The sequence below is a fragment of the Phaeobacter inhibens DSM 16374 genome (genome assembly GCF_000473105.1).
Taxonomy (GTDB): domain Bacteria; phylum Pseudomonadota; class Alphaproteobacteria; order Rhodobacterales; family Rhodobacteraceae; genus Phaeobacter; species Phaeobacter inhibens.
Genome location: NZ_KI421498.1, coordinates 2,761,157 through 2,785,422, shown reverse-complemented (window position 1 = coordinate 2,785,422; position 24,266 = coordinate 2,761,157). Strand labels below are relative to the sequence as shown.

The 24,266-nt window shown below is 61.5% G+C and carries 24 protein-coding genes and 2 riboswitches; of the genes, 11 read left to right on the top strand and 13 right to left on the bottom strand.

Translation table 11 applies throughout. The features are described from left to right. Nucleotides 1-62: 62 nt before the first annotated feature. The 4 genes from INHI_RS0117085 to INHI_RS0117070 form a co-directional block, all read right to left on the bottom strand. Nucleotides 63-854, bottom strand: coding sequence for a cytochrome c1 (locus INHI_RS0117085; protein ID WP_014876283.1), 792 nt, complete (start codon nt 852-854; stop codon nt 63-65). Nucleotides 855-872: 18 nt separating this feature from the next. Next, nucleotides 873-2,207, bottom strand: coding sequence for a cytochrome b (gene petB / locus INHI_RS0117080; RefSeq protein WP_027248394.1), 1,335 nt, complete (start codon nt 2,205-2,207; stop codon nt 873-875). Between the two features lie 11 nt (nt 2,208-2,218). After that, nucleotides 2,219-2,779 carry a ubiquinol-cytochrome c reductase iron-sulfur subunit gene (gene petA, locus INHI_RS0117075; RefSeq protein ID WP_014876285.1) on the bottom strand — a complete coding sequence of 187 codons (561 nt, stop codon included), beginning with the start codon at nt 2,777-2,779 and terminating at the stop codon, nt 2,219-2,221. Nucleotides 2,780-3,003: 224 nt separating this feature from the next. Beyond that, nucleotides 3,004-3,606, bottom strand: coding sequence for a glutathione S-transferase (locus INHI_RS0117070; RefSeq protein ID WP_027248393.1), 603 nt, complete (start codon nt 3,604-3,606; stop codon nt 3,004-3,006). A gap of 135 nt (nt 3,607-3,741) precedes the next feature. Further along, nucleotides 3,742-3,948: riboswitch (FMN riboswitch) on the top strand. Nucleotides 3,949-4,027: 79 nt separating this feature from the next. Between INHI_RS0117070 and INHI_RS0117065 the strand changes: the two genes are divergently transcribed. Then, nucleotides 4,028-4,465: a 6,7-dimethyl-8-ribityllumazine synthase gene (locus tag INHI_RS0117065; RefSeq protein WP_027248392.1), complete on the top strand. Its 438-nt coding sequence runs from the start codon at nt 4,028-4,030 to the stop codon at nt 4,463-4,465. 17 nt (nt 4,466-4,482) lie between these two features. On the opposite strand, the gene INHI_RS0117060 is transcribed toward INHI_RS0117065, so the two are convergent. From INHI_RS0117060 to thiB, 3 genes are read right to left on the bottom strand one after another with little or no spacing between them, the layout of a single operon-like run. After that, complete coding sequence (locus tag INHI_RS0117060) at nt 4,483-5,175, bottom strand: thiamine ABC transporter ATP-binding protein (protein WP_027248391.1); 693 nt, start codon at nt 5,173-5,175, stop codon at nt 4,483-4,485. Beyond that, a complete protein-coding gene (locus INHI_RS0117055; protein ID WP_027248390.1) occupies nt 5,162-6,718 on the bottom strand; it encodes a thiamine/thiamine pyrophosphate ABC transporter permease ThiP in 1,557 nt (518 codons plus the stop codon). The genes INHI_RS0117060 and INHI_RS0117055 overlap by 14 nt, the downstream gene beginning before the upstream one ends. Next, nucleotides 6,694-7,671, bottom strand: a complete 978-nt coding sequence (gene thiB, locus INHI_RS0117050) for a thiamine ABC transporter substrate binding subunit (RefSeq protein WP_027248389.1) — start codon at nt 7,669-7,671, stop codon at nt 6,694-6,696. Before thiB ends, INHI_RS0117055 begins: the two co-directional genes overlap by 25 nt. Nucleotides 7,672-7,702: 31 nt before the next feature. After that, nucleotides 7,703-7,795: riboswitch (TPP riboswitch) on the bottom strand. Nucleotides 7,796-8,075: 280 nt separating this feature from the next. Between thiB and aroC the strand changes: the two genes are divergently transcribed. After that, the gene (gene aroC / locus INHI_RS0117045; protein ID WP_027248388.1) at nt 8,076-9,182 is read left to right on the top strand and encodes a chorismate synthase; all 1,107 of its coding nucleotides are present in this window, start codon (nt 8,076-8,078) and stop codon (nt 9,180-9,182) included. A gap of 53 nt (nt 9,183-9,235) precedes the next feature. Here the strand turns inward: aroC and INHI_RS0117040 are convergent, their stop codons facing one another. Continuing rightward, entirely contained in the window at nt 9,236-10,738 is a 1,503-nt protein-coding gene (locus INHI_RS0117040; RefSeq protein ID WP_027248387.1) for a malonate--CoA ligase, read from the bottom strand. 116 nt (nt 10,739-10,854) lie between these two features. On the opposite strand from INHI_RS0117040, the gene INHI_RS0117035 reads away from it, so the two are divergent. Then, complete coding sequence (locus tag INHI_RS0117035; protein ID WP_027248386.1) at nt 10,855-11,790, top strand: DMT family transporter; 936 nt, start codon at nt 10,855-10,857, stop codon at nt 11,788-11,790. Nucleotides 11,791-11,810: 20 nt separating this feature from the next. Here the strand turns inward: INHI_RS0117035 and INHI_RS0117030 are convergent, their stop codons facing one another. Continuing rightward, nucleotides 11,811-12,257, bottom strand: a complete 447-nt coding sequence (locus tag INHI_RS0117030) for a MarR family winged helix-turn-helix transcriptional regulator (RefSeq protein ID WP_027248385.1) — start codon at nt 12,255-12,257, stop codon at nt 11,811-11,813. 119 nt (nt 12,258-12,376) lie between these two features. Here INHI_RS0117030 and INHI_RS0117025 point away from each other — a divergent pair, with 119 nt between their 5' ends. Further along, a complete protein-coding gene (locus tag INHI_RS0117025; protein WP_014876295.1) occupies nt 12,377-12,805 on the top strand; it encodes an organic hydroperoxide resistance protein in 429 nt (142 codons plus the stop codon). Between the two features lie 114 nt (nt 12,806-12,919). Here the strand turns inward: INHI_RS0117025 and INHI_RS0117020 are convergent, their stop codons facing one another. Then, complete coding sequence (locus INHI_RS0117020) at nt 12,920-13,786, bottom strand: branched-chain amino acid aminotransferase (protein ID WP_027248384.1); 867 nt, start codon at nt 13,784-13,786, stop codon at nt 12,920-12,922. A 158-nt stretch (nt 13,787-13,944) separates the two neighbouring features. Here INHI_RS0117020 and INHI_RS0117015 point away from each other — a divergent pair, with 158 nt between their 5' ends. The 6 genes from INHI_RS0117015 to dxs all read left to right on the top strand — a co-directional run bounded on the left by INHI_RS0117015 (nt 13,945) and on the right by dxs (nt 19,296). Further along, on the top strand, nt 13,945-14,457 hold the full coding sequence (locus tag INHI_RS0117015; RefSeq protein ID WP_027248383.1) for a MarR family winged helix-turn-helix transcriptional regulator: 513 nt from the start codon (nt 13,945-13,947) through the stop codon (nt 14,455-14,457). Next, on the top strand, nt 14,454-15,155 hold the full coding sequence (locus tag INHI_RS0117010) for a response regulator (RefSeq protein ID WP_027248382.1): 702 nt from the start codon (nt 14,454-14,456) through the stop codon (nt 15,153-15,155). The genes INHI_RS0117015 and INHI_RS0117010 overlap by 4 nt, the downstream gene beginning before the upstream one ends. 81 nt (nt 15,156-15,236) lie before the next feature. Continuing rightward, nucleotides 15,237-16,163: a histone deacetylase family protein gene (locus INHI_RS0117005; RefSeq protein WP_027248381.1), complete on the top strand. Its 927-nt coding sequence runs from the start codon at nt 15,237-15,239 to the stop codon at nt 16,161-16,163. Beyond that, complete coding sequence (locus INHI_RS0117000; protein ID WP_014876300.1) at nt 16,160-16,417, top strand: exodeoxyribonuclease VII small subunit; 258 nt, start codon at nt 16,160-16,162, stop codon at nt 16,415-16,417. Before INHI_RS0117005 ends, INHI_RS0117000 begins: the two co-directional genes overlap by 4 nt. A 3-nt stretch (nt 16,418-16,420) precedes the next feature. Next, entirely contained in the window at nt 16,421-17,320 is a 900-nt protein-coding gene (locus tag INHI_RS0116995) for a polyprenyl synthetase family protein (protein WP_014876301.1), read from the top strand. A 47-nt stretch (nt 17,321-17,367) separates the two neighbouring features. Continuing rightward, entirely contained in the window at nt 17,368-19,296 is a 1,929-nt protein-coding gene (gene dxs / locus INHI_RS0116990) for a 1-deoxy-D-xylulose-5-phosphate synthase (RefSeq protein WP_027248379.1), read from the top strand. A 51-nt stretch (nt 19,297-19,347) separates the two neighbouring features. On the opposite strand, the gene INHI_RS0116985 is transcribed toward dxs, so the two are convergent. Further along, a complete protein-coding gene (locus INHI_RS0116985) occupies nt 19,348-20,235 on the bottom strand; it encodes an SDR family oxidoreductase (protein ID WP_027248378.1) in 888 nt (295 codons plus the stop codon). A 73-nt stretch (nt 20,236-20,308) separates the two neighbouring features. Between INHI_RS0116985 and INHI_RS0116980 the strand changes: the two genes are divergently transcribed. After that, nucleotides 20,309-20,944: a class I SAM-dependent DNA methyltransferase gene (locus INHI_RS0116980; protein WP_027248377.1), complete on the top strand. Its 636-nt coding sequence runs from the start codon at nt 20,309-20,311 to the stop codon at nt 20,942-20,944. A gap of 194 nt (nt 20,945-21,138) precedes the next feature. Here the strand turns inward: INHI_RS0116980 and INHI_RS0116975 are convergent, their stop codons facing one another. Then, the gene (locus INHI_RS0116975) at nt 21,139-21,924 is read right to left on the bottom strand and encodes a carnitinyl-CoA dehydratase (protein WP_027248376.1); all 786 of its coding nucleotides are present in this window, start codon (nt 21,922-21,924) and stop codon (nt 21,139-21,141) included. Beyond that, nucleotides 21,917-23,983, bottom strand: coding sequence for an acetate--CoA ligase family protein (locus INHI_RS0116970; RefSeq protein WP_027248375.1), 2,067 nt, complete (start codon nt 23,981-23,983; stop codon nt 21,917-21,919). Before INHI_RS0116970 ends, INHI_RS0116975 begins: the two co-directional genes overlap by 8 nt. Nucleotides 23,984-24,266: the final 283 nt, after the last annotated feature.

The following is a 24,266-nucleotide window of genomic DNA, read 5'->3' as shown; positions in this document are numbered from 1 at the left end:
AAAATAAACCCCCGCAGGGCAGGACCGTGCGGGGGTTTATTGTTCTTGAAGACATAACCGGCTTAGCTGGTTTTCTTGCCTTTATGCGGCGCCCAGAGGCGCTTGTTGGTCAGATACAGCAGCACCGACAGCAGCGTCAGGAACAGCACGCCGACAAAACCAGCCTGCTTGCGTGCCATCATCTTCGGCTCTGCGGTCCACATCAGGAAAGCCGCGACGTCCTGAGACAGGCTTTCCACATCGGTCGGCGCGCCATCGATGAATTCGACCTGCTCATCCGAAATCGGCGGCGCCATGGAGATCCAGCCACCCGGGAAGGCGGTGTTCTCATAGAAAGTGGTGCCCGCTTCTTCCTTGGTTTCACCAGTGTAGCCCGCCAGCAGAGAGGCGATATATTCGGCGCCACCCATGCCTTTGAACATCTGGTTCAGACCCAGACCATAGGGCCCGTGGAAGCCTGCGCGCGCCTTCGCCATCAGCGACAGGTCAGGAGCACCAGCGTTGTTGTTCTCCGGGAAGTGATCCGTCGGCTTCGCCGGGCGGTCCTCATCCAGTTCCGGATCATAAACACTGAAGTTATCAGCCGCATAGGCACGGACCTGATCCGCAGGCAGGTTCGGTCCGCCCTCGTCTGCCAGCGTGCGCAGCGGCACCTGTTTCAGACCGTGGCAGGCCGCGCAGACCTCGGTGTAGATCTGCAAGCCGCGCTGCAGCTGGTTGGTGTCATAGGTGCCGAACGGGCCTTCAAAAGAGAAGTCGTAGTCTTCGACATGGCCTGCTCCGCCTGCCGCAAAAGATGCGGCAGGAACGAGCGCCAGAGCGAAGGCGGCACCGGTTGCAAGTTTTTTCAACATGGTTGCTGTCCTTCTCAATTACTCAGCCGGCGTGGCGTCAGCGCCAGATTTCTTGCCATAATGGGCATCAAAATCGGCTTCGATGGTCTCCGGAATGGCCAGCGGCTTCTCGATCACGCCCAGCAGGGGCAGAATAACCAGGAAGTAGCCGAACCAATAAGCCGAAGCGACCAGGGAGATCGACGCATAGGGTTCTTCCGCAGGCATCGCACCCAGCCACATCAGGGCGAAGAAGTCGATGACCAGCAAGAGGAACCACCATTTGAACTGCGGGCGGAAACGACCGGAGCGCACGCGGCTGGTGTCCAGCCAGGGCGCCAGCGCCATCACTGCAATCGCACCAAACATCGCCAGAACACCAAAGAACTTGGCATCCACGATACCACCGGTGACGAAGGACGCAATTTGCACAACCCAGACTTCAGAGGTGAAGGCCCGCAGGATCGCGTAGAACGGCAGGAAGTACCACTCCGGAACGATATGCGCAGGGGTCTGCAGCGGGTTGGCCTCGATGTAGTTGTCCGGATGCCCCAGGTAGTTCGGCATAAAGCCGACGATGGCCCAGAAGATCACCAGCACGACCGCCAGACCAAGGAAATCCTTGATCACGAAATAAGGCCAGAACGGCAGCGTGTCTTTATTAGCTTCTTCCTTGGAGCCACGACGCACCTCAACACCGGTCGGGTTGTTGTTGCCCGTGGTGTGGAACGCCCAGATGTGGACGATCACGAGACCGGCAATCACAAACGGCAGCAGGTAGTGCAGCGAGAAGAAGCGGTTCAGCGTGGCATTGTCCACGGCCGGACCACCCAGAAGCAGGGTCTGGATCGGCTCGCCGATGAACGGGATCGCGCCAAACAGGCCGGTGATCACGGTCGCGCCCCAGAAGGACATCTGACCCCAGGGCAGAACATAGCCCATGAATGCGGTGCCCATCATCATCAGATAGATCAGCATACCGATGATCCACGTGATCTCGCGCGGCGCCTTGTAGGAGCCATAATAGAGACCACGGAAGATGTGGATATAGACCGCGATGAAGAACAGCGACGCGCCATTGGCGTGCAGGTAGCGGATCATAAAGCCGCCGTTCACGTTGCGCATGATGTGCTCAACGGAGGAAAACGCCAGATCCACATGCGGGGTGTAATGCATCACCAGAATGATACCGGTGACAATTTGCATGGCCAGACAGAAGGCCAGGACAATGCCCCAAATCCACAACCAGTTCAGGTTCTTGGGCGTGGGGATCATGATGGTGTCGTAGATCAGGCCGACGATGGGCAGACGGCTGTGAAGCCACTTCTCGCCACCGGTTTTCGGCTCGTAATGATCGTGCGGAATGCCGGACATATGTGCCTCCCTTATCCCAGTTGGATGGTGGTTTCGTCGATGAACTCCGCGGCCGGAACCGGCAGGTTCTCGGGTGCGGGGCCTTTGCGGATACGACCGGCAGTGTCGTAGTGCGAACCATGGCAGGGGCAGAACCAGCCGTTGAAATCGCCTGCACCGTCACCCAGCGGCACGCAACCGAGGTGGGTACACACACCCATCATCACCAGCCATTCGCCAGCGTCATCCAGGGTGCGGTTTTCATCGGATGCGTCCAGACCAGGTTTGTTCGCATTGCGGTCCTGCTGATCAGGCAGTTCCGCCAGATCGACAGCACGGGCTTCTTCGATTTCTTCCTCGGTACGGCGGCGAATGAACACCGGCTTGCCAAGGAACATAACCGAGAGCTGAGTCCCGACTTCCACGCCGCTCACATCCACGATGATCGAGGACAGAGCCTGAACGTCAGCCGAGGGGTTCATCTGGTTGACCAGGGGCCAAATTGCGGCACCCGCAGTCACTGCCCCGGCGCCGGCAGTGGCGTAGTAGAGGAAATCTCTCCGGGTTCCTTCGTTGTCTTCTGCGTGGGACACGAGGTTTTCTCCAATTCCAGCGCCCGTTTAGGGCAAACATGCGCATTCACTGCGCAAAGAACGCAGTGACTCATCGCGGGTATCTAGCGGGGAGAAGGGCTTTCGTCCAGCGGTCATAGGCGCGCAGATGGACGCATCCGCAAGTAATTATGCACAACTGTTGCAAACAGCCTTACATATTTGCGCAGGCACCCTCGAATTCAAGGGGCCACCTGCGCCAGAGCTCAGCTTTCCGGCGGGCGTGTCGCCTGCATCGACGGGCGCGAATCGAATGCGGCAAACCACTCTGCCAGCGCCTCATTGCCGTTGCGCCACCCCATATCCGGGTGGCGGAAATCCACATAGGCCAGCGCACAGGCGACCGCGATCTGGCCAATCCGCAAGGGGCCTTGCAAATGTGACATCCAGCGGGTGTTCAGCGCGGCACAGCCCCCCAGCACCTTGCCGCTCTGCCCTTCGATCCACTCGGGCCACTGCTTGTCTGCGGGGCGCAGACGCTTTTCATAGGACAGAAATACAGCCGCCTCCATAATACCATCCGCCGTCGCCTCCAGCACCCGCGTGTCCCAGCCGCCAGCATAAAGCGCATTGCCAGCGCGGTCTGCCAGATAGGCGCAGATCACCCGGCTGTCATAAAGCGTCGCACCATCGGCCCGCTCCAGCGCCGGGATCTTTGCCAGCGGATTGGCCGCCCTCAGATCACTGGCCGGAGAGATCGGCGTCGTGGCAACCGGGCGCAGCTCCACATCTGCCAACTGATCGGTCTCGTGCAGCAGCACCATGACCTTGCGTACATAGGGAGAGGTCGGCGCGTGATAGAGTTTCATGTCGAATGTCCTTTTGATGATAATCTGGCCGGTCGCGTTCCACTCTAGCTGCGCAGGCCGGTAGGAAAACCCCCCTTTGCCGTGCGGCACCGGCGCTCTTTCTCTTGCCTTTGACCTGTCTTGCCGCCATGGTCGCGCTGTTCTCAGGGCGGGGTGAAATTCCCCACCGGCGGTAAGCGGGCCAGCCCCGTAAGCCCGCGAGCGGTCATTTTGAGTGACGTCACAGCTTGAGCCGAAAACCGGTTCCCATTCTTCGGGCTGTGAACACGCTGGAAATGATGTCTAGCAGATCTGGTGCAACTCCAGAGCCGACGGTCATAGTCCGGATGGAAGAGAACGTGTGACAGGGCCGCGGGGGACGTGTGCCCTCATCACTCGTGATCGCCTTGGGTGACGTGTCAAACCTATAGGAGATACCACAATGACACACACCCGATTTGCCTTCATCAAGGCGCACTGGCATTCCGATATCGTTGATCGCGCGCTGGAGGGCTTTCAGGAGCTGATCCCCGCCGAGCAGATCGACGTGTTCGATGTTCCCGGCGCCTTTGAAATGCCGCTTCTGGCCAAAGAACTGGCCAAGACCGGCAAATACGATGCCATCGCCTGCGCTGCCTTTGTGGTGGATGGCGGCATCTATCGCCACGATTTTGTGGCACAGGCTGTGGTGGATGGTCTGATGCAGGCCGGGATGGAGACCAACGTGCCTGTCCTGTCCGTCTCGCTGACGCCACACCACTATCAGGAAACCGATCATCACAACGCCATCTACCGCGCTCATTTCGTCGACAAGGGGCGCGAGGCGGCCAATGCGGCGCTGATGATTACCAAGACCCGCAAAGAGGCGTTTGGCGCCTGACCTTCAGGCGCGAGGGCCTATCCCAGATAGGCCTTCAGCGCAGGCGGCGGATTGTCCAGCAACTCCGCCGTCGCCATTGGCGGGTGGGCTTCACCCTCCGCCACCACCACCACCTGACCGGCAATCCGGCGCGCATCCGCAGGATCATGGCTGACCATCAGCACCGTGGCCCCGGTCTCCGCCGCCAGTTCTGCCACCAGATCCAGCATTTCCGCCTTCAGCGCTGGTCCAAGTGCCGCGAAAGGCTCATCCAGCAGCAACAGATCACGCCCCTGCACCAATACGCGTCCCAGCGCCACGCGGCTCTGCTGTCCCCCCGAAAGCGCGGCGGGTTTGCGATCTTCCATACCCGCCAATCCCACCCGCGCGATCGCTGCGCGCACCTTGTCCTGCTCCTCAGCACTCAGGCGCAGATTCGGGCGGATCCCAAGACCCACGTTTTGCGCCACGCTCAGATGCGGAAACAGATTGCCGTCCTGAAACAGCATCGCGATGGGCCGCTCCCCCGGCAATACATCGGTCAGCGCGCGCCCCTGCCAGGACAGCGTTCCGGCCGTGATCGGAACAAACCCCGCGATGGCCTCGATCAGCGTGGTCTTGCCCGCACCAGAGGGGCCAATCACCGCCACCCGCTGACCCGCCGCAACCGACAGATCCGCGCGCACGATAAAGCCGCCGTTATCCAATCGGCAGTTCTCAAGTCTCAGCATGGCGACGACCTCCCCGGTCGAGAATATAAAACGCTCCCATGGACAGGCACAAAAGCAAGAGCGCCCCACCCGAGGCTGCCTCCATCCGGTAAGCCCCCATCAGACGATAGACCTGCAAGGGCAAGGTTGCTGTTTCAGAATCGGCAAACAGCGCAATGACACCGAGATCCCCCATCGACAGCGCAGCCGCCAACCCGGCGGCAAAGCCAATCTGCGGGCGCAGCCGGGGCAGCAGCACACGCCAGACAAACACCCACCCCCGCATGTCGAGTGACATCGCCAGACGGCCGTAACGCGCCAGGATCTCGCGCACCCGTGGAATCAGAATGCGCAGCGCAAAGGGCAGCGACATCAGCGCATTGACCATTGCCGTCACCGGCAAAGCCAGTGCAAAGGGATCCGCCACAGGATAGATCAGAATAAACAGGCCGGTGCCGATCACCAGTGGCGACACTGCCAGCCCCAGCAGGCCCGACAGCTCGACCAGCCCGCCCCGGCCCAGCGCCACCGCAACCGCCATCGGCAAGGCCATCGCCAGCAACACCAGCGTGCTGACCCCGGCAATCAGCGCCGAATACACCGCCGCCAACCAGACCGACGCCCCCATCGACACCAGTCCCGGCAGGCCAGAGATCACAATCGCGCTCAGCGGAAGCAACAAAAACACCGCAGCACCGATGATGCATACGGCGTCCGCGACGCGTGCGAGACTCCCCCGCCCGTCCCAGCGCCGTACCGGGCGGTCCAGTCCCGCGCCAAAGCCTTCCCCCGTGGCCACCCGCAGGGCCACCAGCGCCGCGCCACCGGTCAACAACAGTTGAACCCCGGACAACATCGCCGCGCGGCCCAGATCAAAATCAAATCGAAACGCCTGATAGATCGCCAGTTCAATGGTAGTGGCCCGCGGCCCGCCCCCCAACGTCAGCGCCACCGCAAAGCTTGACAGGCAGATCGCAAACACCACCGCCAGCGCGCCGGGCACCACCTGCCGCAGCATCGGCGCTTCCAGCAGCTGCCACATCGCTCGACTGTCTGCATTGATCTGCGCCGCCAGCCGAAACCGTTCTGCCGGGATCTCTTGCCAGCCCTGCAGGATCAGCCGCGTCGCCAGTGGCAGATTGAAAAACACATGCGCCAGCACAACTCCGTGCAACCCATAGATCTGCACCGGCTCAAACCCGAACAGGCCCAGAAAATCGCTCAGCCAGCCGGAGCGGCCAAATACCGCAAGAATGCCAAGGATTGCCACGATCACCGGCAGGATAAACGGCGCGCCCATGAGGGCGATCAGCAGGCGCCGCCCCGGGAATCGCCGCCGCGCCAGCGCCCGGGCAACCGGCACCGCCAGCACCACGCTGACAACAGCCGAGAGCACCGCCTGCATTAAAGTGAACCGAATAGCAGCCCAATCAGCAAACCCAAGCCCGCGCCCAACCTCGGCGCGCCAGACCACTGCGGCCAGTGCCCCAAGGATCAGCGCCGCCACACAGGCAGCGACGCCCAGACCCCAACGGGATCTTAACGGCTGAGCGCGGTCAGCCATTCGTCCAGCGCCACATCGCGCAGCGCCGCAGCCTCGTCTTCGCTCAGCAGCAGCGATTTTTCCGGTGCCACCAGAGTCTCAAACCCTTTGGGCAACCCATCAGCTGGGGTCACTGCCGGATACATCCAGTTGGTGGTCGGGATGACCGATTGGAATGCGTCCGACACCATGAAGGCAAGGAACTGATCCGCCAGCTCCGGCTGGTCACTGTTCGCAAGCTTACCGGCAACTTCGACCTGCATGTAGTGACCTTCGTCAAACACCGCTGCCGCCTTGCTGTCATCTTCCTCAGCAATCAGATGATAGGCGGGCGAGGTGGTATAGGACAGCACCATATCGGCCTCCCCCTCCAGGAACAGACCATAGGCTTCGGACCAGCCTTTGGTCACGGTCAGCACATTGTCCGCCAGCCCGTCCCAGATCTCGGGCGCCTTGTCGCCATGGGCCGCTTTCACCCACATCAACAACCCCAGACCCGGCGTAGACGAGCGCGGATCCTGAATGACGATCTTCAGATCACTTTCGGCCAGCTCGGCAAAATTCGCAGGCGCGTCCATTCCCGCCTTGTGAACGAAGGCAAAATAGCCCCAGTCATAAGGGGCGAAAGTGGCGTCCTCCCAGGCGAAGGGCAGCGCATAATCGGCACTGACCGCATGATCCGCAAACAGACCTGTCGCCTTGGCCGCTGCGGTCAGATTGGTATCGAGCCCCAGCACCACATCAGCGTCAGAGCGTGCGCCCTCCAGCTTCACCCGCGCCAACAACGCCGCGCCGTCGCCTGCGCCGACCAGTTTCAGATCACAGCCACAGGTCGCCTCAAAGGCTTTCTCGACGGCCGGACCCGGTCCCCAGTCAGAGACGAAGCTGTCGTATGTATAGACAATCAATTCAGGCGTATCGGCATAGGCTGCCGTAGCGCCCAGCAGTCCCGCTGCAAGTACAAGATGTTTCATGGCATCCTCCATCGCGACGAGGGGCAAGGGTGGAGCCAGTCCATACCTTCCCTCCGCCGGTTCTAGCCGGTTCAGGTTCTACGGGTGTGATCTCAGCGCCGAAGGCGCACCCCGAGGTGGCGCGGACCCTAAGCGGCAGGCCGGCGAAAGACAAGCGATAGCCGCCTCGCATCTTTTCAAAGAACGACAGCAGAGCTGACCAATTGTTTCGCACGCGAAACATTGGGGGAGTCTGCCTGTCCTTTCTGCCAGGTAAACACGCCCCATCTTCTGGCCGGAAATATCCCGGGGGAGCCGCCCAAGGGGTGGCGGGGGCAGCGCCCCCAACGAGCTGAGAAACACAGGAAAGCCCTTGAGAGAGCCGCCCACCCCCGCTAAGCAATCCCGCAAAGGAGACCGCGCCCATGTCGATCAACAGCTTTGGCCATTTGTTCCGCGTCACCACCTGGGGCGAAAGCCACGGACCCGCTCTGGGTGCGACGGTTGATGGCTGCCCGCCCAATGTCCCGGTCGATGCCGAGATGCTGCAGCAGTGGCTCGACAAACGCCGCCCCGGTCAGAACAAGAACATGACCCAGCGCAACGAACCTGACGCGGTCAAAATCCTGTCCGGTGTGTTCGAGGGCAAATCGACCGGCACACCGATTCAGCTGATGATCGAAAACACCGATCAGCGCTCCAAGGATTACGGCGATATCGCCCAGACCTTCCGCCCCGGCCATGCCGACATCACCTATTTCCAAAAATACGGCAACCGCGACTATCGTGGCGGCGGGCGTTCCTCCGCCCGCGAAACGGCGGCCCGCGTGGCCGCTGGCGGTGTTGCTCGGGAGGCGATCAAGGCGCTGGTGCCCGGCCTGGAAATCAAAGGCTACATGACCCGGATGGGCGAGATGGAAATCGACCGCAGCCGCTTTGACTGGGACGCCATCGACCAGAATGATTTCTGGATCCCCGATGCCGGCGCCGTTCAGGACTGGGAAAATTACCTACAGGGGCTGCGCAAGGATCACGATTCAGTTGGCGCTGTGATTGAGGTTGTCGCCCGAGGCGTGCCCGCAGGCATCGGCGCACCGATCTATGGCAAGCTGGACACCGATCTGGCCGCAGCGATGATGTCGATCAACGCGGTGAAAGCCGTCGAGATCGGCGAAGGCATGAACGCCGCGCTTCTGAAAGGGTCCGAAAACGCCGATGAGATCTTCCTCGGCGAGGATGGCCAGCCAGTTTATTCGTCGAACCATTCCGGCGGGATTTTGGGCGGGATTTCCACCGGGCAGGATGTTGTCATCCGCTTCGCAGTGAAACCTACCTCCTCGATCCTGACGCCGCGCCAATCGATCCGCAAGGATGGCAGCGCCGCCGAAGTCATCACCAAGGGCCGCCATGACCCCTGTGTAGGCATCCGTGCAGTGCCGGTGGCAGAGGCAATGATGGCCTGCGTGATCCTGGATCACCTGCTGCTGCATCGTGGTCAGGTGGGCGAGAATCAGGGCCACATCGGCGGCTAATCCTGTCTCCGCTCACCGCCAAGGTCGGACGTGAGACGGCGCCCCCCCTGTAGTCAGGTAAACAGCTGGGCGAATGTCTCGCGCAGCGCTTTTTTCTGCACCTTACCCATGGTGTTGCGCGGCAGCTCATCCATCAGCGCTATATGCTTGGGCTGTTTGAACTTTGCCAGATGTTCCGACAGCGCCGCTTGGATGGATGCAGCATCGGTGCCTTCCTCTGTCGGGACCACCACAGCCACAACGGCCTCGCCGAAATCGGGATGCGGCACGCCGATCACCGCACTTTCCAATACGCCGGGCAAATCGTCGATCAGCGTCTCGACCTCCTTCGGGTAGACGTTGAAACCACCGGATATCACCAGATCCTTTTCCCGGCCCACTATGATGACGTAGCCGTTGCTGTCGATCTTGGCGAGATCGCCGGTGATGAACCAGCCATCCGGGCGCAGTTCCTCGGCGGTTTTCTCCGGCATCTGCCAGTAACCCTGAAACACATTCGGGCCGCGCACTTCCAGCACGCCAATTTCGCCCAGCGGGATCTCCGCATTGTCCAGCGTCACCCGCGCCTCAACCCCTGGCAGCGGCGGGCCAACAGTGCCCGCAACCCGCACACCATCATAGGGGTTTGAGGTGCTCATATTGGTTTCGGTCATCCCGTAGCGCTCCAGAATACGGTGACCGGTACGCGCCTCCCACTGCTCGTGGGTCTCCACCAGCAGTGGCGCCGAGCCAGAAATGAACAGCCGCATATTGGCCGCCAGATCGGGGGTCAGCCGCGCGTCCACCAAAAGCCGCGTGTAGAAGGTCGGCACCCCCATCAGCGCCGTGGCATTTGGCATTGCTGCCAGAATCGCCTCCGCATCAAAACCGGGCAGCAGCACCACCTGTGCCCCCGCCAGAAGGGCCACATTGGTGGCAACGAACAGACCGTGCGTGTGAAAGATCGGCAGTGCATGGATTAGCACATCTTCGGCGGTGAACTGCCAGTAGTCGCGTAGGGTCAGTGAGTTGGAATAGAGGTTTTCATGGCTGAGCATCGCCCCTTTGGACCGGCCCGTGGTGCCCGAGGTATAAAGAATTGCCGCCAGATCCGATGGTTTCCGCTCAATCGGTTCGAACCCCGCGTGCCCAGCCGCCAGATCCGCAAGGCTGCCCTGCCCTTCACCATCCAGCGTCAATACTGTGGCCTCGCCCGCCACGGCGCGCAGACTCTCGTGCCGCACAGGGTTACAGACAAACACACGCGGCGTGGCATCCCCGATGAAATAGGCAACCTCAGCTTCGGTGTAGGCCGGATTGAGCGGCAGAAAGATTGCCCCGGCCATTACCGTACCCAGATAGAGCTGAATCGCGGCGAGGGATTTGTCCACCTGCGCAGCCACACGATCGCCCGGCGCAACTCCACGTGAAACAAGTGCGGCTGCCATACGTTCCGCCCCCGCAAACAGTTCGCCATAGCCAACCGGATCCGCACCGGGACGGGTGGCAAACAGGGCGTCCTCGCGATCCAGGGACGCAGCACGCAGGTGGCGGATCAGAGGATTGGCGTCATACATCGAAGGACTCCTTGCAGCGGGGCGACGGGTGGTTGCAGCGTTGCGTGACCTTGGACAAAGCCGGGTGGGAAAATCAACCCGTTGCACTTTCCGACGCTTGGGCGCAGGGTCTGCGCATGGTGAAATCCTTAACATCGCATCAACCGGGCCGGGCCATCGCGCTGAAACTGGCGGCGATTGCCCTGTTCACAGGGCTGTCCGCGATCATCAAGGCAACATCCGATGTGGTCCCTGCCGGTGAGGCCGTGTTTTTCCGATCGTTTTTTGCCATCCCGGTGATCCTGATCTGGCTGACCCTGCGCGGCCAGCTGCCGCGCGGGCTAAAGACCACCCGTCCCGGTGGCCATTTCCTGCGCGGAATACTCGGGACGACGGCGATGGGCATGACCTTCATGGGGCTGGGGATGCTGCCGCTGCCCGAGGTCACGGCGATTGGCTATGCGACTCCGATCTTCACACTCATTCTGGCGGCGGTTTTGCTGGGCGAGCGGATCAGGCTGATCCGCATCAGCGCTGTGACCATTGGATTGATCGGGGTTCTGGTGATGCTCTGGCCCCGATTGGGCAGCGGCAACCTTGGCGATACAGCCACACTGGGGGCGATCCTGATCCTGATCGCAACCGTAGCGCGGGGGCTGGTGCAGATCCACATCCGCCGCATGGTGATGACAGAGCATACCGCAGCCATCGTGTTCTATTTCTCGCTCACCGCGTCGATTCTGTCGCTCTGCACGCTGCCTTTTGGCTGGGTCTGGCCCGATCCAACCACGCTGGTACTGTTGATCAGCGCGGGTCTGGTCGGGGGCGTGGCGCAGATCCTCGTCACATCGTCCTATCGGTTTGCCCCTGCCTCCATGCTGGCGCCGTACGACTATTCCTCAATGCTGTTTGCAATCCTGCTGGGCTACATCTGGTTCAATGAACTGCCAACGTTGGTGATGCTTATCGGGGCCGGGCTGGTGATCGCGGGCAATGTGCTGGTGATCTGGCGCGAAAGCCGGTTGGGGCTGGAACGCGGCAAGGCGCGATCTGTCACCGATCCGAAAGGGTAAACCACGGCCTGCGCCGTGCTCTACTTGGCCGCCATTCGTGCCCGCAGCGCATTGACCCTGTCGCGCAGGTCCAGAATATCCTGAAGATCGCCGCCCATCTCCTCAACCGCGCAGGCGGTGATCTCGCCCGCCCGCACCGCCAGATTCCGGCCTTTTGCGCTCAGCTGCACCAATCGGCTGCGGTCATCTTCAGGGTTGGGGACCCGTGACAGGAAACCCGCAACCTCCATCCGTTTCAGCAAGGGCGTCAGCGTATTGGTCTCCAGATCCAAACGCTGGCCCAACGCCCCGACTGTCTGCCCGTCAGCATGATAGAGCGAGATCAACACCAGATATTGCGGGTAGGTCAGCCCTAAAGGCGCCAGCAAAGGACGGTAAAGCCGGGTCAACGCGTGATTTGCCGAATAGATCGCAAAACACAGAAGATCCGGCGTATCCGGGATGTCAGGAAAAGGCGCATCGGTCATGGGGGTAATTTAAATCGCACACGATCCACCTGCAAGGACTTGACGTTGGCGCAAGGAGACCCATTTATATCGCACACGATATAAAGAACTCCGACAGTGACACAGGAAAGGATCCCGCCATGAGCGTCTCCCCCGTCTATACCGCATCAGCCACTGCAACCGGTGGCCGCGATGGCAAGGCCAGCATTCACGACAGCGACCTTAGCTTTGATCTGGATCCACCCAAGGAGATGGGTGGTGGCGGCAACGGCAGCAACCCCGAGCAGCTGTTCGCAGCAGGCTATGCGGCCTGCTACATCGGCGCGATGAAATTCGCGACCACGCAGGACGACAGCCTGGCCAAGGTCCCGAATGATGTGTCGGTCCACGCTGAGGTTGGCATTGGCCCGCGTGACGAGGGCGGTTTTGGTCTGACCGTAGCACTGAAGGTGGCGCTGCCCGGCCTCTCCCCCGAGGAGGCAAAGGCCGTGACCGAGGCGGGCCACAAGATCTGCCCCTATTCCAACGCCGTGCGTGGCAATGTGACCGTCACAACTGAACTGGTCTGATACCTGTTCTGATTCACGCCCGGCCCCTGCACGCAGGGACCGGGCTCATACGGAAAAAGCGCGGAGGTTACTCCGCGCTTTTGCATTTTAACTGGATCTGAAACGGCTGGATGATCAGCTGCGCACCAGCTTTTCATAAGCCTTGGCGATGTCTTGGGTCAGTTCCCCCACCTCAAAGCTATGCGGGCCGATCTGGCCAACGGGGGTAACCTCTGCTGCAGTGCCGGTCAGCCAGCACTGTTCGAACCCATCCAACTCTTCCGGCATGATGTGGCGTTCATGCACGGTGATGCCGCGATCCTTCAGCATGCCGATCACAGTCTGGCGGGTGATGCCGTTCAGGAAACAGTCGGGTTTCGGCGTGTGGACCTCACCATCCTTCACGAAGAAGATATTGGCGCCAGTCGCCTCGGCCACGTAGCCGCGATAGTCCATGAACAGCGCATCCGAGCAGCCCTTGGCCTCGGCTTTATGCTTCGAGATGGTGCAGATCATGTAGAGGCCCGCGGCCTTGGCGTGCACCGGGATCGTTTCCGGGCTTGGGCGTTTCCACTCTGCGATGTCCAGCTTGGCGCCCTGCATCTTGGCATCGCCGTAATAGGCGCCCCAGCCCCAGACTGCGATGGCCATGCGCACCGGGTTTTTCGCCGACGCGACACCCATATCCTCGCCCGAGCCACGCCATACAACCGCCCGCACATAGGCATCCTGCAGACCAGAGGCTTTCAGGGCTTCCTCCTTCGCCGCTTCGATCTGATCGACGGTGTAAGGCATCGGCATATCCAGCGCCTCTGCCGAGGCGATCAACCGCTCGGAATGTTCGCGGCTTTTGAAGATTTTGCCGTTATAGGCCCGCTCTCCCTCGAAGACGGAGGAGGCGTAATGCATCGCATGGCTGAGGATGTGGACCTTGGCATCGCGCCAGTTGACCATCTCACCATCCATCCAGATCAAACCGTCCCGATCATCATAACCTGCCATGGCGCACCTCCTAATGTCTCGCCAAATTTCCATAAGTTGCGCCGTATATGACCGGTTCGGACATAATATTGCGCTAAACCTGCGATTCGATACATCTTCGGACTTGGAATGTCAACAACGCTGACTTAAAATGACCTCAGCACAACAGGGAGAGACCCATGGCAGAAGGGCGACCGGGGCAGGGATTTGGCGGCGAAAGCCTGCTGTTTCTGACGGATGAGCAGTTGCGGCAGGGCATCGAGGCGATGTTCTTTGCCTATCGCGGATTTACCGCAGACCCGGACCGGATTTTGGCAGAATTGGCCTATGGCCGGGCACACCACCGGGCGATCCATTTTATCAATCGGGCACCAGGCACCACGGTGAACAATCTCTTGTCCATCCTCGGCGTCACCAAGCAATCGCTGAACAGGGTGTTGCGCGCATTGATCGGCGATGGTCTGGTCGAAAGCCGTGTCGGCGTCACTGACAAGCGTGAACGACATCTGTTTCTGACCGACAAAGGGCGTGCGCTGGAAACCAGCCTATCAGATGCCCAGCGCGCCCGAATGCGCGCCGCCTATAAGGATGCAGGGCCAGAGGCCGTACAGGGCTTTAAACGTGTGCTAGAGTCGATGATGGATTCCGATATGCGCCGCGCTTACGCCAAGTTACGGGAGACCGGCACATGACGAGTTTTGATTCCCACCTGCTGATCGTCGATGATGATGAACGCATCCGGGGCCTGTTGAAAAAATTCCTGATGCGCGCCGGGTTCCTGGTCACCGCCGCGCGCGATGCGGCCCATGCCCGGCGGGTTCTGTCGGGGCTGGATTTCGATCTGATCGTGCTGGATGTGATGATGCCGGGCGAGGATGGGATTTCTCTCACCCGGTCGCTGCGCGAAACCATCGCCACACCGATTCTGCTTTTGACGGCGAAGGGCGAGACCGAAGACCGCATCGAAGGGCTGGAAGCGGGCGCGGATGACTATCTGTCCAAACCGTTCGAACCCAAGGAGCTACTGTTACGGATCAATGCGATCCTGCGACGGATGCCAGAGCCCGCCGCCAGCGAAGCCGCCCCCAAGGTGCTGCATCTGGGACCAATCCGCTATGATATTGAGCGCGGCGAGATGTGGCAGGGCGAGGAGCTGATCCGCCTGACCGGCACGGAAAACCAGCTGATGAAGATCTTCTCCGCCTGTCCGGGCGAGCCGGTGAGCCGGACCAAGCTGGTGGAAGATTTGGGCCGCGACCGTGGTCAGGCGCAGGAACGCGCCGTGGATGTTCAGATCACCCGGCTGCGGCGCAAGATCGAGCCCAACCCGAAGCAGCCGCAATATCTGCAGACGGTGCGCGGTGCAGGATATATGCTGGCGCCGGATTAGGCCCAGAGTTCCGGAGCCGCTGCGCGGTTTTTCTGTGCCTCCGGCGGGACTATTTCTGGCTAGAAGAAACGGGGACCTCTCATGACCACTGCCTTGATCACCCATGCTGATTGTCTGACCCATGTGACGCCCGAGGGCCATCCCGAGCGGGTGGCCCGTTTGGAGCATGTTCTGCATGCGCTTGAGGGGCTGAGGCCGACCCGTGTCACCGCGCCGATGGCGGCAGAGGATGATATCCTGCGCATTCACCCGGCCAGCTATCTCGCGGATCTGCGCAAGGCGCTGCCAAAGGAGGGGTTTGGCCGGATTGATGGGGATACCTTCCTGTCGCCAGGCTCGCTGGATGCGGCGTTTCGCGCAGCAGGGGCAGCAGTGCGCGCGGTGGATATGGTACTGGGCGGTGAGGCACAGAACGCATTTGCTGCGGTGCGCCCGCCCGGCCATCACGCGGAAACCGACACCGCCATGGGGTTCTGTTTTTTCGGCAATGCAGCACTGGCAGCGAAACACGCGCTGGATCACCACGGGTTGGCCCGTGTGGCCGTGGTGGATTTCGATGTGCATCACGGCAACGGCACACAGGATTTGTTGTGGGATGAGCCGCGTGCGCTGTTCATTTCCAGCCAGCAGATGCCGCTTTGGCCCGGATCGGGCCGCCCGGAGGAAGATGGCGTCCACGGCCAGATCCTGAACCTGCCCCTGCCGCCCGGATCGGGCGGCGTGCAGATGAAAGCAGCCTATGTTGATCAGGCTTTTCCGCGGCTGCGGGCCTTTAAGCCGGAGCTGATCATTGTTTCGGCTGGATTTGACGCCCATCAGGACGATCCGCTTGCCGAACTCAATTGGAGCACCGAGGATTTTCGCTGGCTCAGCCGCGAGCTATGTGCGCTGGCGGCGGAGCTTTGCGGCGGTCGTATCGTCTCGACTTTGGAAGGGGGATATGATCTGAACGCGCTGGCCGCAGCGGCCAAAGCCCATGTGGAAGAATTGATAGAGGCAGGCACATGACCGACACATCCACCCCTGAAACTCCCGTTGAAGAGCTGAGCTTTGAGCAGGCCATGCGCGCGCTTGAAACCGTGGTGGACCAGCTGGAACGTGGCGATGTGGCACTGGATGCGTCCATCGCGCTATATGACCGCGGCGCCAAGCTGAAGAAACGTTGCGAGGATGAGCTGAAGCGGGCCGAGGAAAAAGTCGCGGCGATCACGCTGGATGCCAAGGGCACTCCGACCGGCACCCAGCCTCTGGATGCTGGCTGATCCATGGCTACTGCCGCAGATACCACCGTGCAACCTGCTCCTGTGCGCCCCTTTGCGCAGGCGCTCAAGGACGCCCAGACCCGTATCACGACGCATATGGATGCGCGGCTTGGCGGGGATGACGCGCTGCACGCCGCGATGCGCTATGCCGTCACCGGCGGCAAGATGCTGCGCGGGTTTCTGGTTCTGGAGAGCGCCCGCCTGCATGGCGTTGCCGAGGCGGCGGCGCTAGAGGCGGCGCTGGCGATCGAATGTATTCACGCCTACTCGCTGGTGCATGATGATCTGCCCTGCATGGATGATGACGATCTGCGGCGGGGCCAGCCCACGGTTCACAGGAAATGGGATGAGGCGATGGCCGTGCTGGCGGGCGACAGTCTGCAGACCTTTGCGTTTGAATTGCTCGCCGATCCCAGGATCGGCCCCCATGCGCTGACGCTGATCCGTGGCCTGGCGCAGGCTTCGGGCAAGGACGGCATGGTATCCGGACAGATGCTGGATATCGCCGCAGAAACCGCCACCAGACCGCTGGATCTGGAACAAATCACCCACCTGCAGAACCGCAAAACCGGCTGTCTTATTTCCTGGTCTGCCACCGCAGGCGCGGTCATGGCTGGCGCGGATGAGGCCCCGCTGCGACGCTATGCCGATGCGCTTGGTCTTGCCTTTCAGATCGCAGATGACATCTTGGATGTGGAAGGCGATGCCGCAAAGGTTGGCAAAGCCGTCCGCAAGGACGCCGATGCGGGCAAGGCCACCTTTGTGTCGCTATTGGGACTGGACGCTGCGAAAAAGCGCGCCAAAACCCTGATGGAACAGGCTTGTGATGCGCTGACACCCTATGGCGATGCCGCCGAAACCTTGAAGGACACCGCGCGCTTCGTTATCTCGCGCGATAGCTGAGCCGCACAATGCGTGCACCGCCAAAGCAACACGCCCAAGGAGCTGCCATGTCAGACCGGCCCCAGACCCCTCTTCTGGATCAGATCACCCGCCCGGCAGATCTGAAATCCTTGAGTGACGCGCAGCTGACGCAGGTGGCGCAAGAGCTGCGGCAGGAAACGATTTCTGCCGTCTCGGTCACTGGTGGCCATCTGGGTGCAGGTCTGGGTGTTGTCGAACTGACCACGGCGCTGCATGCGGTGTTTGACACCCCGCGCGACAAGATCATCTGGGATGTGTCCCATCAGTGCTATCCGCATAAGATCCTGACCGGTCGGCGCGACCGCATTCGCACATTGCGGATGAAGGACGGGCTGAGCGGCTTCACCAAACGCTCGGAATCGCCCTTTGACCCGTTCGGCGCGGCGCATAGTTCCACGTCAATCAGCGCGGCCCTTGGCTTTGCCGTGGCGCGGGATCTGGGTGGTGTGGTGCCCGAGGGGCTGGGCGACGCCATTGCGGTGATCGGCGATGGATCGATGTCGGCCGGCATGGCGTTTGAGGCGATGAACAACGCAGGCCATCTGGGCAAGCGGTTGATTGTCATCCTGAACGATAATGAAATGTCGATTGCACCGCCGGTTGGGGCGCTGTCATCCTATCTGTCCCGCCTTTATGCTGAGGAACCCTTTCAGGAGTTGAAAGCCGTGGCCAAGGGCGCCGCATCCCTGCTGCCTGAACCCTTCCGCGAAGGTGCCAAGCGCGCCAAAGATATGCTGAAGGGCATGGCCGTCGGCGGTACCTTGTTTGAAAGCTTGGGCTTTTCTTACCTTGGGCCGATTGATGGCCACGATATGGACCAGCTGTTGCCGGTTCTGCGCACCGTGAAGGCCCGCGCCACCGGTCCGATCCTGATCCATGTGCTGACGAAGAAGGGCAAGGGCTATGCCCCTGCTGAGGCCGCCCGAGACAAGGGTCATGCCACCGCCAAATTTGACATGGTGACGGGCGAGCAAAAGAAAGCGCCCTCCAACGCGCCCTCCTATACCTCCGTCTTTGGCAAGGAGTTGGTGCGGCTGGCGGCTGAGGATGACAAGATCTGCGCCGTTACGGCGGCGATGCCCGATGGCACCGGTCTGAGCCTGATGGCTGAGCGATACCCGTCGCGCTGTTTTGACGTGGGCATTGCCGAGCAGCATGGCGTGACCTTTGCCGCCGCGCTGGCAGCTGGTGGGATGAAACCGTTCTGTGCGATGTATTCCACCTTCCTGCAGCGCGGCTATGATCAGGTGGTGCATGACGTGGCGATCCAGCGCCTGCCAGTCCGCTTTGCCATCGACCGGGCCGGTCTGGTCGGCGCGGATGGGGCGACCCATGCGGGCAGCTTTGACATTGGCTATATGGCCAACCTGCCGGGCATGGTGGTGATGGCCGCCGCGGATGAGGCTGAACTGGCGCATATGGTGGCCACTGCCGCCGCCTATGACGACGGCCCCATTGCCTTCCGCTATCCGCGCGGTGAAGGCGAAGGCGTGGACATGCCGGAGGTTCCGGAAGTGCTGGAGATCGGCAAGGGCCGGATGATCCAGAACGGTAAACGTGTGGCTCTGCTGTCATTTGGCACCCGTCTGGGTGAGGTGCGAAAGGCGGCTGAGGCGCTGACGGCGAAGGGGATCACACCCACGATTGCAGATGCCCGCTTTGCCAAACCGCTGGACCGCGACCTGATCCTAAATCTCGCCGCAAGCCATGATGCGCTGATCACCATCGAAGAAGGCGCCGTAGGCGGCTTTGGCTCCCACGTGGCGCAGCTCTTGGCCGAAGAGGGCGTTTTTGACAGCGGGCTGAAGTACCGCTCCATGGTGCTGCCCGACACCTTCATCGATCAGGCCAGCCCGGCGGATATGTACACCGTCGCCGCCATGAATGCGCCGCAGATCGAAGCCAAGGTTCTGGAGGTTCTGGGCGTAGCGTCGATTGGAGAGAAGCGGGCTTAGGGCTTGCGTCTGACAGGCGATTTGTCCAAACCTCTTCGGAGCCGAGGAAACTTAGACCCCTGTCGTTTCCTGCGGCGGGGTAAAGGCTTCTAAATCTTCGGCAGCGCGGACCGCGCGCAGGCCTTCGCGGTAGGTGGGGTAGAGCAATTCCACCCCCAAATCCTCCTTGATGCGCTGGTTCGCGACGCGCTTGTTTTCACCATAGAAGCTGCGTGCCATGGGGGTCATTCCGGCCTCATCGAAGGGGACTTCGGCAGGGATCGGCAGGCCCAATAACTCAGCCGCAAAGCCTAGAACATCCTGTGGCGGGGCCGGGTCATCATCACAGAGGTTGTAGATCGCGCCGGGGGCGGGCTGCGCAATCGAGGCGGCTAGCGCTTGCGCAATGTCATCCACATGGATCCGCGAGAACACCTGACCGGGTTTCACGATACGCCGCGCCTTGCCCGCCATCAGCTTGGCAAAGGGGCCGCGTCCGGGGCCGTAGATCCCAGCGAGGCGAAAGATATGAAGCGGCAAGTCGGCAATAGCCTGCCAATCAGCCTCTGCCGCAGCGCGCCAGCGACCGCGCTGGCTGGAGGGGGTGACGGCTGTGTCCTCATCCACCCAGGCGCCATCATGATCACCGTAGACAGCCGTGGTGGAGAGGTAGCCGACCCACTCCAAAGTGTCGCCACGGGCGGCGGCTGCCAGAGCATCCGCCAGTTCCGCCAGAACCGGGTCTCCTGCCTCGGTCGGTCCCACCGACGACAGGATATGCGTCACCCCATCAAGCGACAGAGGTGCACCGGGCCAGGTGATCAGGTCGACACCCGGCACCGGCACAGCATCCTCGGCTGACCGGGTGGTGCCAATGACCCGCCAACCGGCCTGAAGCAACCGGGGAACCAATGCGCGGGCGGTGTAGCCAAATCCAAGACAAAGCAGCGTTTTCATCATGGCTCATAGATGCGCGTGGCTCTCTGCGGGTGCAAGGGTTGATTCAGAGACCAAAACCGCATTTCCTGTATCCATGGCGCGAAAACCGATCACCCTGACCACCGCCTACGGGCTGGAGACGCCGGACCATTCCCGGCGGCTCTATGCCGACTGGGCCGAAAGTTACGACCGAAGCTTTGCGGAGGAGACCGGCTATATCCTGCCGGATCAGGTTGCCAGGCTGTTTGCCGCAGCGGAGGGGTGTGGTCCGGTGCTGGATGTCGGGGCGGGTACCGGTCTGTGTGGCGTGGCGCTAAACCGGCGCGGGATCGCACCGATTGATGCCACGGATATCAGTCCGGAGATGCTGGCACAGGCGCTGCGCAAGGATGTCTACCGCGATGTGATCGAGGCGGATCTGACAGTGGGCGTGCCGGTGCCGGGTGCCGCCTATGCCGGGGTGGTTTCCTCTGGCACCTTCACCCATGGTCATGTGGGCCCTGAGGTATTGCCGGGTCTGCTGCGCCTCGCACGGCCCGGCGCGGTGTTTGCGCTGGCTGTGAATGCGCGGTTCTCGGCCCGGTCCGGTTTTGCCTCAGCACTGGAGCGGTTGCAGGACGGTGGCTGGATCCGCAACCTGACCCTGCCCGAGGTGGCCATCTACGGTACGAAGGCGACGGGTCCCCATAGCGCAGACACGGCATTGATTGCGGTGTTTTCAAAGGTCTAGCGACAGCGCGTCAAGCCCTCTGATCCGGCCATTCGGGCTGATCTGTGGCGCCGACCGCTGCGCCGTTTGGCGCAGCGCCACGCCCAACGGCGACGGGAGACCATCTGGTCACCCGGAGCGGGCGGGAGTGCCGACCGTCCAAGTCCCCGCCAGTCATCTTCGAATTGGAACCGGAAACCGGACGACGCCTCCCCTTAACGGCCCTTCCACACCGGGTCGCGTTTCTCAGCAAAGGCCCGCGCGCCTTCCATCTGATCCTCGCTGTCATACAGCACATCGACACTGCGCAGCTGGCGTTTGGTGATCCGGTTCATCGCGTCTTGAAACTTGCTATCCTCAGCGTCACGGACGATCTCTTTGATCGCCGCGTAAACCAATGGCGGGCCGGAGGCGAGCAGGCGCGCCAGTTCCCAGGCACGGTCCAACAGCTGATCCGCTGTGACAATTTCATTCACCAGGCCCCAACGATGGGCCTCTTCGGCATCAAACCAGCGCCCCGTCAGCAACAGCTCCATGGCGATATGATAGGGAATGCGTTTGGGCAATTTGATCGAGGCGGCATCCGCTACCGTGCCGGAGCGGATCTCCGGCAGCGCAAAGGTCGCGTGATCGGCAGCAACGATCATATCCGCCGACAGCGCCAGCTCCAACCCGCCACCGCAGGCGATGCCGTTCACGGCGGCGATCACCGGCTTGTTCATATCGCGCAGCTCCTGCAACCCGCCGAACCCGCCGACACCGTAGTTACCGTCGACCGCGTCTCCGTCGGCAGCCGCTTTCAGATCCCAACCCGGGCAGAAGAATTTCTCACCGCCGCCGGTCAGAATCGCCACACGCAACTCAGGGTCATCGCGAAAATCCCGAAACACCTCCCCCATGGCAACGCTGGTTTTCAGATCAATGGCGTTGGCCTTTGGTCGATCCAGTGTGATTTCCAGAATGGGACCATCGCGGCGCGTTCGAATAGGGGTATTAGTCATGGGTCAGTTCCTTCTCTCGCAGCAGCGCGTCCACCGCTATGGCGTCGCTGGGCGTACAAATCAGCGGGTTAATTTCAATTTCTTCAACTGTGTCCGAGTGGGCAAGCACATAGCGTTCCACCGCCCGCACCGCCCGCAGAACAGCTGGACGATCCGCTGCCGGGGCACCGCGATAGCCATTGAGCAACCGGGTGATCCGCAGTTGATCCAGCGCCGCCTCCAGCATTGTGTCGCTGACGGGCAGCAATAGCGAGACGCTGTCCTCCAGCAGCTCGGTCCACACACCACCGGCACCCAGCGTCAGCACAAACCCATGCGCCGGATCGCGCGTTACCCCAATCAGCAGTTCCGCAACCGTCCCGCTGATCATTTCCTCCAGCAGCAGCTGGTCCCCCGGCATCTCCCGCGCGGCATCGGCGACGGCCTCCTGCGATCCAAGAGCAAGCCGCACCGCGCCAGCTTCGCTTTTGTGGGCAAGGCCTTCGGCTTTCAACACGAGGGGGAAGCCAACTTCGGATGTTACCTCAGCCAGCGTTTCATCCAGCGTTTTGCGGGAAAGGCGACAGCTACGTGGAATGCGCAGACCGGTTGCGGCAAGGCGTTGTTTGGCGATGCCTTCCGGCACAAGTGCTATGTCAGAGCCCACCCCATCAAGGTCCGGCCGGGGCAGGAGCGCGGGCAAATCCGATGGCCTCGCAATCTGGCTGGCGGCCGCCGTGGCGCTCATTGCCTCCTGCAGACCGCAGAGCGGCACCACGCCTGCTGCAAGCAAACGGTCCGCGATCTCCTCAGGCATGAGTTCAGGCAGCGTCGCAACCATGGCCAAAGGGGCGCCTGTGCGCATCCGCGTGGCCATGGCCGCCTCAATTGCGCACTCCCAATCTGCGGCACTGCACCGATCCTTGCGCGGGAAATCCACAATCAGCATCAATAGATCCAGATCGGGATGCACCATCGCACTGAACGCCTGTGTCATCGCAGGCACGTCGCGCCAGATGTAGGTGTGGTAGTCCAGCGGATTGGCCAGTGCCACCATGGGTCCAAGTGCTGCGCGCAGCGCCTGATGCTGCCCGTCGGACAGCGGCGGAAAGGTGACACCCTGCGCCTGTCCCAGATCCGCAGCGAGACTGGCCTCCCCACCGGAACAACTGATCGTGGCAACCTGACACCCGCGTCGGGGACCAAGCACATGCAGGATTTTCAGCGTTTCCAAAAACACTGACAAATCATCGACCCGCGCGATGCCACAGCGCCGCAGGAAGGCAGCCGCCCCCGCCTCCTGCCCCGCCAGCGATGCAGTATGCGACAGAGTCGCGGCCTGTGCCTGATCCGAGCGCCCCACCTTCAGCGCCACAATCGGCTTGCCACAGACAGCCGCCTCCTGCGCCAGCGCCTCAAAGGCGCGCAGATCACGGATCCCTTCAATATGAAGGCCAATGGCAGTGACGCGAGGATCATCCAACAGGACCCGCGCGATCTCCGCCATATCGCTTTGCGCCTGATTTCCGACGGTGATCATATAGGCTATCGGCAGCCCACGCGCCTGCATAGTCAGATTGATGGCGATATTGGAACTCTGGGTGAGAATGGCGACACCCTGCGCGACCTGTGTGCCACCATGCTGATCCGGCCAGAGCAGGGCGCCGTCCAGATAGTTGATGAACCCATAGCAATTGGGGCCAAGGATCGGCATCTCTCCCGCCGCTTGCAAAAGATGGTTCTGCAGGTCGGCCCCATCACCGGCCTCCCTCTGGGCCTCGCGAAAACCGGAGGCAAAACAGACCGCCCCCCCAGCCCCCCGGCGAGAGAGCGCCGCGACCGCTTCGACGGTGGCATGTCTGTTGACGCCGATAAAGCTGGCATCGGGCGCGGCGGGCAAATCATCCACCGATGCAAACGCTGTCAAGCCGCAGACCTCCGCAGCCTTCGGATGCACCGGCCAGATCTGACCGGAAAACCCGATCTTCTGCAATTGTTCGATCACCTGACGACACCAGGCACCGCCACCGATCACCGCGATGGAAGAGGGCCGAAACAAAGTGCAGAAGTCACGTATCATTGCCACGGCTCCCGCCTGAACAGAGACCTGATGCCTTCGGCGAGGATATTTGGAGCCAGAAGATGGGTAGGGTTTCATTAACCAGAATCGACGAGCCTCGACCGGCGGTACAGGCGGGGACGCCGATGACCGCGCCAGGAGATGGCCCCCGGTTGCGGCAACGCCCTTCCGGGGGCTTGACCCTTTCTGCATCTTCTGGCTCCAAATATCCTCGCCGAAGGCGAAATCTGACCCGCCTGCCCGACGCGTCCGGGTAGAGCCTGAGACCGTTCGCCGCCATGCT

What these genes read in the sequence shown, in the direction of transcription:
- INHI_RS0117085 (WP_014876283.1), bottom strand. Translation starts at nt 854, where the DNA reads ATGTTGAAAAAACTTGCAACCGGTGCCGCCTTCGCTCTGGCGCTCGTT.
- petB (WP_027248394.1), bottom strand. Translation starts at nt 2,207, where the DNA reads ATGTCCGGCATTCCGCACGATCATTACGAGCCGAAAACCGGTGGCGAG.
- INHI_RS0117070 (WP_027248393.1), bottom strand. Translation starts at nt 3,606, where the DNA reads ATGAAACTCTATCACGCGCCGACCTCTCCCTATGTACGCAAGGTCATG.
- INHI_RS0117065 (WP_027248392.1), top strand. Translation starts at nt 4,028, where the DNA reads ATGACACACACCCGATTTGCCTTCATCAAGGCGCACTGGCATTCCGAT.
- INHI_RS0117060 (WP_027248391.1), bottom strand. Translation starts at nt 5,175, where the DNA reads ATGCTGAGACTTGAGAACTGCCGATTGGATAACGGCGGCTTTATCGTG.
- INHI_RS0117055 (WP_027248390.1), bottom strand. Translation starts at nt 6,718, where the DNA reads ATGGCTGACCGCGCTCAGCCGTTAAGATCCCGTTGGGGTCTGGGCGTC.
- thiB (WP_027248389.1), bottom strand. Translation starts at nt 7,671, where the DNA reads ATGAAACATCTTGTACTTGCAGCGGGACTGCTGGGCGCTACGGCAGCC.
- aroC (WP_027248388.1), top strand. Translation starts at nt 8,076, where the DNA reads ATGTCGATCAACAGCTTTGGCCATTTGTTCCGCGTCACCACCTGGGGC.
- INHI_RS0117040 (WP_027248387.1), bottom strand. Translation starts at nt 10,738, where the DNA reads ATGTATGACGCCAATCCTCTGATCCGCCACCTGCGTGCTGCGTCCCTG.
- INHI_RS0117035 (WP_027248386.1), top strand. Translation starts at nt 10,855, where the DNA reads ATGGTGAAATCCTTAACATCGCATCAACCGGGCCGGGCCATCGCGCTG.
- INHI_RS0117030 (WP_027248385.1), bottom strand. Translation starts at nt 12,257, where the DNA reads ATGACCGATGCGCCTTTTCCTGACATCCCGGATACGCCGGATCTTCTG.
- INHI_RS0117025 (WP_014876295.1), top strand. Translation starts at nt 12,377, where the DNA reads ATGAGCGTCTCCCCCGTCTATACCGCATCAGCCACTGCAACCGGTGGC.
- INHI_RS0117020 (WP_027248384.1), bottom strand. Translation starts at nt 13,786, where the DNA reads ATGGCAGGTTATGATGATCGGGACGGTTTGATCTGGATGGATGGTGAG.
- INHI_RS0117015 (WP_027248383.1), top strand. Translation starts at nt 13,945, where the DNA reads ATGGCAGAAGGGCGACCGGGGCAGGGATTTGGCGGCGAAAGCCTGCTG.
- INHI_RS0117010 (WP_027248382.1), top strand. Translation starts at nt 14,454, where the DNA reads ATGACGAGTTTTGATTCCCACCTGCTGATCGTCGATGATGATGAACGC.
- INHI_RS0117005 (WP_027248381.1), top strand. Translation starts at nt 15,237, where the DNA reads ATGACCACTGCCTTGATCACCCATGCTGATTGTCTGACCCATGTGACG.
- INHI_RS0117000 (WP_014876300.1), top strand. Translation starts at nt 16,160, where the DNA reads ATGACCGACACATCCACCCCTGAAACTCCCGTTGAAGAGCTGAGCTTT.
- INHI_RS0116995 (WP_014876301.1), top strand. Translation starts at nt 16,421, where the DNA reads ATGGCTACTGCCGCAGATACCACCGTGCAACCTGCTCCTGTGCGCCCC.
- dxs (WP_027248379.1), top strand. Translation starts at nt 17,368, where the DNA reads ATGTCAGACCGGCCCCAGACCCCTCTTCTGGATCAGATCACCCGCCCG.
- INHI_RS0116985 (WP_027248378.1), bottom strand. Translation starts at nt 20,235, where the DNA reads ATGATGAAAACGCTGCTTTGTCTTGGATTTGGCTACACCGCCCGCGCA.
- INHI_RS0116980 (WP_027248377.1), top strand. Translation starts at nt 20,309, where the DNA reads ATGGCGCGAAAACCGATCACCCTGACCACCGCCTACGGGCTGGAGACG.
- INHI_RS0116975 (WP_027248376.1), bottom strand. Translation starts at nt 21,924, where the DNA reads ATGACTAATACCCCTATTCGAACGCGCCGCGATGGTCCCATTCTGGAA.
- INHI_RS0116970 (WP_027248375.1), bottom strand. Translation starts at nt 23,983, where the DNA reads ATGATACGTGACTTCTGCACTTTGTTTCGGCCCTCTTCCATCGCGGTG.